At 75.0% G+C, this 1,618-nt stretch carries 2 protein-coding genes; both read right to left on the reverse strand.

From position 1 onward, the window contains the following. Positions 1-160: 160 nt before the first annotated feature. Positions 161-604 (reverse strand): SRPBCC family protein, encoded by a 444-nt coding sequence (locus ACFWA9_RS39115; RefSeq protein ID WP_380394356.1) that lies wholly within the window; start codon positions 602-604, stop codon positions 161-163. Positions 605-979: 375 nt separating this feature from the next. Further along, positions 980-1,618, reverse strand: a 639-nt coding sequence (locus ACFWA9_RS39120; protein ID WP_380394359.1) for an alpha/beta fold hydrolase, incomplete at its 5' end; no start/stop codon positions are given.

A 1,618-nucleotide genomic window follows, 5' to 3' on the forward strand; every position in this document is an offset into this window, starting at 1 on the left:
GCCGCCCGGCGCGCGGTCCGCGACCGGGCGGCTCGCGGCGGTGGCGAGGTCCGGGTCGTGCTCCTGGGCGTCGCGGTCGCTATCTCGCCCGCGCGCTGCTCACGGCCGCCGCGGAGGGTCGCCGGCCGGGCGTGGCCGGGGAATCCGGCCCGCGTCGCGGTCAGGAGTCGGCGCTCCCGGGGGCGGCCCCGCGGTTCTCGACGAAGTGCTTGAAGCGCCGCAGGTCACCGCTGACCATCCGGTCGAGCACGCCCAGCTTGTCCGCGGCCTTCTCGGCGAATCCGGTGGGCTCGAAGTCCATGGTCATCCTGACCCGGGTGTGGGTCGCGTCGATCGGGTGCAGGGAGACCGTGCCGGTGTGCTTCACATTGCTGCTGCTGGTGCGCCAGGACACCCGTTCGTCGGGGACCCGTTCGACGATCTCGGTCTCGAACTCGCGGGACAGCCCGGCGATCCTGGTCTTCCAGCGGGCGTGCAGGTCGTCCAGCTGCCGGACCTCCTCCACCCCCTCCATGAACTCCGGGAAGCGTTCGAAGCTCGTCCACTGGTCGTAGACGACGCGGACCGGCACGTCCACGTCGATCGACTCCTCCACCTTGCTCATCGCCACACCCACCTCGACCTCGTCGGGCGGCCTGCCGGTGGACGGTCTCCCCGGGGCGGGTTCCCGCCGACAGCGCCACCACGAATGTCCGTCCTCCGGCGGTCGTCGGCAAGCCGCCCCGCCGGTCCGCCGCGTGTCGGGGGACGCCCGGACCGTGCGCCGACCGGTGGCTCCCGGCGGCTGGGCGGAAGAGGCCCGCGGGCATGGGGTTTGGCCCGGCGGATCGGGGTGAGACGAGGGCGCGGTGGGTGCGCCCGCCGCGCCCGGACGGTGGCCGTCCCCCCTCGCCTGCCGTCCGGGCCGGGCGGCCCCCGACCGCGACCGGCGGGCCCGCGCGTCCCTGACGCCCGGCGGTGGCGGGCTCAGGTGGCGGGCTCAGGAGGCGGGGCCGAGCACGGCGCCGGCGATCAGGCGGGCCACCGCGTCGGGCTGTTCGAGCAGCACCAGGTGCCCGCTGTCGGGGACCACTTCGAGGGTCACCGTGGGGCAGGCCGCCAGTGCGGCCCGTTCGGCGTCGGTGAGCCCCACCTCGTCCCGGTCGCCGCGGACCACCAGGGCCCGGGCGCGGGAGCGGCACAGCCGGGGGACCAGTTGGCCGTGCCGGTCCAGGTACGCGAAGTACTCGATCATGGCCCGGCGGCAGAACGACGCGGAGTTCTTGCCGAGGTCGGCGAGCAGGGCCTCCCGCCGCGACTCCGGAATGCTGTCGGCCAGCGCCTTCGGCGTCAGCCACAGCATCGCCGGCCAGGCCAGCGAGCCGAGCCCGGGGACCCGGCCGAGCGCGGCGGCGATCGCCAGCGCTCTGGACTCGTCCGGTCGTGAGAACGTCGGGGAGAGCAGCACCACCGGCCCGGAGAAGTACCCGCCGGCGACCATCTCCAGCGCGATGTTGGCGCCGATGCTGTGGCCGACCACGGTGGTGCAGCCGTGGTCGGCCGCGAAGGCACCGGTGATCGCCGCGTAGTTCTCCATCGACACGTCCGCGGGGGCGACCGTCCCGGCGTGGCCCGGGAC

Origin of the sequence: Kitasatospora sp. NPDC059973 (genome assembly GCF_042737525.1) — a bacterium.
In the GTDB taxonomy this organism is placed as follows: domain Bacteria; phylum Actinomycetota; class Actinomycetes; order Streptomycetales; family Streptomycetaceae; genus Kitasatospora.